Genomic DNA, 5,911 nt, shown 5'->3' on the forward strand with positions numbered 1-5,911 from the left:
CCTCGGCGACGTCCTGGCCGTCATGGGCCCGGACGAGAAGGCCGTGTGGTGCGAGCGTCTCGCCGACCGTCTCGCCCAGCTGCGCCCCGACGTGTACGGGGAGTGGAAGGGCGAGAACGTCACTACCACGGTCAAGGCGTGGGGCATCAAGACCGACCAGGTGTGGGGCACCACCGACGGCGGCGACGGCAAGAACCGGCGCGGCATCAAGCGGGCCGACGTGGTCGCCGCCGTCACCCGCCGAGAGGCCGACCGGCTCGCCGCGTAGGCCCCGAAACGGCCGCTAGACCTAGCACCCGGCCCCGCTAGGTCTAGCACCCCCACTAGCGCCCCATATGGCCTCTGAGCAGGCGCCTAGCGTCTAGCAGGGGCGCCGCAGGATCCCCGGGAACGCCCGGAATCGAGAGGGAGAGACCTGATGCTGATCGCTATGGCCGCGGCCGTTCTGTGGCTCGGCGGGTACGCCGTGCTCTGTGCCGTCCGGCCGTTCGCCCCGTGCCGCAGGTGCGGCGGGCTCGGCGAGGTCGAGCGGTTCGGGAAGACGAAGATGTGCCCGCGCTGCCTCGGCAAGAAGCTCCGGCTCCGCGTCGGCCGCCGCGCCCATAACGCGTGGCGCCGCACCCACCAGGCCGGCGCCCGCTGACGTACGACTACGGCCCCCGCCTCACCCGAGGACGGGGGCCTTCGTCATGCCCGCGCGGAGACGCGTGACGCGCGGGCTGAACCCGGTCCGGCCGCTTATGCCTGGGGTGCCCGACCGGACCGGGGGCTCTTACGGTGGCACGCGCAGCCGCACCGCAGCGTCATCAACGGCGCCTCCCACGAGGGGGCTCCGGCGCGCCGTACGACCTTCGGGCCGGAGCAGTACCGGTGCATGCCGTGCTCGCACTCCGGAGTCTTCCCCGCGGCGGTCACAGCGGCTGGTCGGCGAGCGGCACCAGGTCGTACGCGATGCGGCAGCGCTCACACGCGAACAGCTTCCCGGCCTCACCGACCTGTATCAGCCGCGCGGTGTCGGAGAGACCGCTGTGCCAACTGCAGTAGGCGATCGTGCGCGGAACCTCGATGTCCTGCCCGGTGTCCACGAGCTACCGCCTCAACTTCTGGCGCGGCTGGTGGTGGTTGCGGATCTCGACGTTGAGGTCCGACACCTTCGACAGATCGTCCCGCGCCCGGGCCTCGGACCGCTGCACGACCAGCGCCGCACACACACCGCAATCGGCCGGCGGCTCCGGATCGGTCGGCGGCAGGCCAAGCGTGACGGGCGAGTCCATCGTGGTGTGGCTGGTCATGGTCGGCTCCCATGGACAGACGGCGTATGGGTACCGTCACATCGTGTCGACCAGGCAAGGCCCCAGCGTTGACGGACTGGCAACACCCGGAGCCTTGACCACAGCTGACGGATCGTCTACACGCCGCACCAGGACGCGAACTCCAGCAGATCCCCCGGCGCCTTCGACCGCGCGCGCAGCAGCGTCGCCACCGTCTCGTGCACGCCCGGGTGATACCGCGTCTGCTGCGGCGCCACCTGACGCGCATTCGCCAGCGACACGAACGCGTCCTCGTGCTTCGCCGTCCACGTCTCCGCGCGCGCCCGGTCGACCCAGTAGTGCCCGGCACGGGCCTCCGGGTAGTCGTCCGGCAGGCGGACCTTGCGGGCCTTCTCCAGGGCGCGGGCGTGCTTGTCGCGGTCGCTCGACGCCGACATGCCGTGAATCACCACGTTGACCGGCCCGAACACGAGGCCGTAGTCGCGGGTCTCGCCGGTCTCCTCGGCGATCTCCCCGGCCGCCCCGAGCCAGTCGTCCGCACCACGGGTGTCGCCCTGGCGGCTGGAGAGGATCGCGCCCTTCAGGTGCAGGGCCCCGCGCACCGCCTTCGTGGCCTGCTCGCCGTCGTCGTCCAGATCCTTCAGCGCCTGCCGTACGAGGAGGACGCCGCGATCGTGGCGCGCGGCGTCCGCGAGCAGCTGCGCGCGGTCCCACCGCTCGATGGCCACCTGCCGCGGGTCGCCCGACTGCGGGGCCGCGACCGCCATACGGGACAGGGCCAGCCGGGCGAGGTCACCGAAGCCGATCTGACGGCCGACCACGTACACGGTGCGGCACAGCTCCGCCTGCAACCACGCCGCCCGCTCCAGCGCGTACCCGGGGCGTTCGGTGAGGACGTGCGCGCCCACCTCGGCGAGCAGCGAGGGAAGTTCGTGGGCGATCTCGATGTACTCGGCGCGGGCCCGCTGCTGCTCCAGGCCGGCCACCACGTTCTCGAGGTCGGCGAGCGTGCGGGGCGGCGGGTCGTCGTCGCCGAGGGGAATGTCCCAGTCGTCGAGGGCGACGCTAATGGGGGTTATCAGCCGGTCGAGCTGGTCGGCCTGGAGCTGGTGGATGTAGGGCTGGCCGTGCAACACCGAGATGCTGACGGACAGGGCGCGGGCGACGGCGGAGACGATGGCGGGGCTGGCCTGGCGTTGGCCGGTGATGATGCGGGAGAGCATCGACGGAGAGACGTTGGCGCGGCGGCCGAGCTCGCGGAGGGAGAAGCCTCGCAAGGCGCTCACCTCTTCGATACGCGCCCCGATTCCGCCGGTGTCTCGGTGAGTTGGGTATGGCATCCTGAACTCCGTTCTGACCTCGACACTCAGAACGGTACGCCGATCGGCCCCCGCAGACAGTGGGGGCCGACGTGCTGTTGACGGCCATCTCCCGGCGGCATCATGGGCTGCATGCCCGCCTCCCAGACCATCCGCGGACGCATCCACCGCACCCTCGCCGACGCGCGCGGGCCGCTGACCACCCGCCGTATCGCCGAGTTGGCCAGCACCACCCCACCCCAAGCCGCGCGCGCCCTCCGCCGCCTGGAGGACGACGGCGCCGCCGTACGACAAATCGCCTCCGGCGGCTGCTACGCGTGGCGCGCCTGCTGACTCAGCCCACCGCATACGCCTTGTTCAACTTGCCGGGCAGCTTCCCCATGCGGCCCGCATCCTCCAGCGCCCGCGTAAGCCAGGTCCGCAACTCGTGAGGCGAGCCGATGGCGCCCCGGTTGGTCAGATGAATGTGGTTCACCACGGTCACCGACCCGCCCGTCCCCGTACCGGTACGCATCGTGCCGACCCCCAGCGCCGGCATACCGCCCATGCCCAGCGACGGCACCCCTGACGTCATCGCCCCGGAAACGCCAGCCATCGCCGCATCGATCCGCGGCACCGCCCGAGCGATCCCGCCCTGCAGCCCAAGCACCGTCATACGGCCCAGCTCAGCCATCACCTGCGACGGAGACTTGATGCCGAGCGCTTTGCGGATCGCTTTCTGCATGCCCTTCGCGATGGACAGCATGAGCTTCTCGATGTTCTTCTGCTGCGCTTTCAGCCCGGTGAGGAAGCCTTGCCCGGCCTTCTTCCCGGAGTCGTACAACAGGTCCGCGCCGGTACTGCCGAGCTTCGATGACGCTTTGTTGATCTGAGAGTTGAGGCTGTTGAACCGCTTGATGGTCGCCTTGTCCGCGCCCACCAGCGACGCCGCGAACTGCGAGCCCGCCTCCGGACCCATCTGAAGAATCTGCCGCAGCAGATCCTTGTTCAGGCCCTTCTTCTGCAGCTTGGTGACGTTCGTCGTGAACGCTTTGATCTGCGCCAACGACTGCTTCAACCGCTTCTCGACATAGGACGGGGCGAAGAAGTCCTGTTGCACGATCGACGCCAGGCCACCCGACGTACGAGCCGACGACGCCAACTCCGACGAGAACTTCTGCGCGTCCGCGATCCGCTTCGCGATCGAATCCCGCTGCTTCGCCAACGACTGCAGCCGCTTGTTACCCCGCTCCACGAGGCCGACGAGCCGGTCGTCCGTACGACTCCCCGTACCCCGGAACGCCTTCGTGATCGAGCTGACGATGGTCTTCGCCGTCGACGAGATCTTCGCCCGAGTCCCCGTCAGCCCCTTGATGAAGCCCTGTCCGGTCTGCCGGCCGATCGTCGCGAACACCTTCGACGGTGACGAGATACCCAGCGCACTCTTGGCTGCACCGACAGCGCCGCTGACGACGTCCGTCGCCGCCGACGCCAGATCACCGGCCATCTCCCGAACGCCGCCGATCATGCCCGAGATCAGGTCCCGGCCCGCGCTCGCCAGGTAGCCGCCGAGGTTGCCGAGGCCGTCCCGCGCGCGTCCCGGCAGACCCTTCACGGCCTCGACGGCGTCGCCGATCTTCTCCCGCAGGGTCTTCAGCAGGGACGAGCCCGCGGACGAGGCACGGTCGCGCAGGTTCCCCGCCAGAGACGCCAGCCCGGAGTACGCGCGGCCGGGCAGCCCGCTCACCGTCGTCACCGTCGAGGAGATCTTCTCCCGCATGGTGGTCAGCAGCGCCCCGCCCGCTTCCGTAGCCCGCGTACGCAGGTTGCCAGCCAGCGTGCCCAGCGCCGTGAAGATCTGGGACGGGAGGGCGGTGACCGTGCGGATGACGGTGCTGACCGCCCCGGACACAAGGGTTTTCGCGTGCTCCCACGCCTGCCCGAAGTCGCCTTGCAGCAGCGCCGTGAGCGTGTTCAACGCGGGAATCACCAACGTGGTGATCTTCATGGCGAGTTCGCCGGCGAACATCCCCGCCAACTGCCCGACCAGCGAAATGATTGGCGTCAGCACCGGCAGCAGCGCGGCGAGGCCCTGACTGATGAGCTGGCCCAGGATCGTCAGCAGCGGGCCGAGCGCGACGAACAACTGCCCCACCGCAACGCCGAGCTGGGTGAACGTCGGCGCCAACTGCGTGATCAGCTGCGAGACGACCGGCAGGATCTGCGCGGTCAGCTGGGTGAACGTCGCCACCAAAGGGTCGATGACCGCAGGCAGCGCGGCGATGATCGGCGACAGGACCGACGTCAGAACCTGGCCGAGTTGAGTCACGATCGGCGCCAGGCCGGTGAAGGCCTTCGCGATCGCGTCGATGACCGGCACCAGCGGCGGAAGCAGCGACGCGACCAGGCTGCCGATCACAGGGAGCAGCGGGCCGACGGCGTCGGCGAGCGCGCCGACCGCTCCGGCCGCGGACTCCAGGACCGGGCCGAGGTTCTCGATGATCGGCGCGAGGGCAGTGCCGAGGTTCTCGATCAGGCGTTGCACTGGTGGGCCGAGCGCCGTCAGCACCGGGGCTATCGCACCGAGCGCGGACCCGAGCAGCGGCGCCGCCGTCGTCGCCAGCGTGCTCATGGTCTGGAACAGCGACTGCAACGCGCTCTGTACGGCCGGGGACTGGAACGTCTGAGCGATCTGCCCGGTAATCGTCTGCAGGGTTCCGATGAACCCGCCGCCCGACGTCTCCGCCGCCTTGAAGACGCTGCCGATGATGTCGCCGACGTTCCCGGCCACGTCGACGAGCCGGCCGATCAGGCTGATCGCAGTCTCGATCGACCGCTGCATCGCACCCGACTCGAACGCGGTCGCCATCCGCTCCGAGAGCCGCTCAATCGCACCGCCACCGGCCGCCGCCAGCCGCGCGAACGACGGAGCCGCCGCCGCACCGACCTGCACCAGCCCTTGGACCAGGACCGCGGGCAGCGCGGAAAGGGACCGGAAGCCCCGCGTCGCACCCCCCAGCGCCTTCCCGAGAGCCCCGGACCCGCTGAGGCCGGTCGCGGTCCGCAGCACGTCGACGGCCATCAGATTGAACGTGCCGGCCGACGACCGCAGCGCCGACGACAGCTGTGGCAGAGCAGTCTTCGCGGTGCTCTGCAGCGTCGTACCCAGGCCCTGGAACAGCCGGTCCTGGACGTCGATGCGCAGCCGGTCGAACTCGGGCTTCATCCCCCGCACCGCGAGCACAAAGCTCTGCGCGTTCGGGGACAGCTTGGCCAGAGCCTTGTTGAACTCCTCGGCCTTCGCCGGGTCGAACGCGTTCTTGAACGCCTCGTCCACGCCGA

At 69.9% G+C, this 5,911-nt stretch carries 6 protein-coding genes and 1 pseudogene; 3 read left to right on the forward strand and 4 right to left on the reverse strand.

Annotated elements, in window-relative coordinates; translation table 11 throughout:
* Together HW837_RS47785 and HW837_RS47790 are read left to right on the forward strand one after the other, a co-directional pair.
* Nucleotides 1-268: pseudogene (locus tag HW837_RS47785) on the forward strand (cell division protein FtsK); the annotation flags it as partial.
* 150 nt (nucleotides 269-418) lie between these two features.
* Nucleotides 419-643, forward strand: a complete 225-nt coding sequence (locus tag HW837_RS47790; RefSeq protein WP_193382742.1) for a hypothetical protein — start codon at nucleotides 419-421, stop codon at nucleotides 641-643.
* Nucleotides 644-911: 268 nt separating this feature from the next.
* On the opposite strand, the gene HW837_RS47795 is transcribed toward HW837_RS47790, so the two are convergent.
* From HW837_RS47795 to HW837_RS47805, 3 genes are all read right to left on the reverse strand, one after another.
* Nucleotides 912-1,085 (reverse strand): hypothetical protein, encoded by a 174-nt coding sequence (locus HW837_RS47795; RefSeq protein ID WP_193382763.1) that lies wholly within the window; start codon nucleotides 1,083-1,085, stop codon nucleotides 912-914.
* Between the two features lie 3 nt (nucleotides 1,086-1,088).
* The gene (locus HW837_RS47800) at nucleotides 1,089-1,292 is read right to left on the reverse strand and encodes a hypothetical protein (RefSeq protein WP_193382743.1); all 204 of its coding nucleotides are present in this window, start codon (nucleotides 1,290-1,292) and stop codon (nucleotides 1,089-1,091) included.
* Nucleotides 1,293-1,408: 116 nt separating this feature from the next.
* Nucleotides 1,409-2,557, reverse strand: a complete 1,149-nt coding sequence (locus tag HW837_RS47805; RefSeq protein ID WP_336512563.1) for a helix-turn-helix domain-containing protein — start codon at nucleotides 2,555-2,557, stop codon at nucleotides 1,409-1,411.
* Between the two features lie 165 nt (nucleotides 2,558-2,722).
* Here HW837_RS47805 and HW837_RS47810 point away from each other — a divergent pair, with 165 nt between their 5' ends.
* Nucleotides 2,723-2,923 (forward strand): helix-turn-helix domain-containing protein, encoded by a 201-nt coding sequence (locus HW837_RS47810; RefSeq protein ID WP_193382745.1) that lies wholly within the window; start codon nucleotides 2,723-2,725, stop codon nucleotides 2,921-2,923.
* A 1-nt stretch (nucleotide 2,924) separates the two neighbouring features.
* Here the strand turns inward: HW837_RS47810 and HW837_RS47815 are convergent.
* Nucleotides 2,925-5,911, reverse strand: a 2,987-nt coding sequence (locus HW837_RS47815) for a phage tail family protein (RefSeq protein WP_193383584.1), incomplete at its 5' end; no start/stop codon positions are given.

This window comes from Streptomyces caniscabiei, from assembly GCF_014930365.1.
GTDB classification, from domain to species: Bacteria; Actinomycetota; Actinomycetes; order Streptomycetales; family Streptomycetaceae; genus Streptomyces; species Streptomyces caniscabiei.

Excerpts from the sequence above, each read along its gene's own strand:
- HW837_RS47790 (WP_193382742.1), top strand. The coding sequence starts at position 419 with ATGCTGATCGCTATGGCCGCGGCCGTTCTGTGGCTCGGCGGGTACGCC.
- HW837_RS47810 (WP_193382745.1), top strand. The coding sequence starts at position 2,723 with ATGCCCGCCTCCCAGACCATCCGCGGACGCATCCACCGCACCCTCGCC.
- HW837_RS47800 (WP_193382743.1), bottom strand. The coding sequence starts at position 1,292 with ATGACCAGCCACACCACGATGGACTCGCCCGTCACGCTTGGCCTGCCG.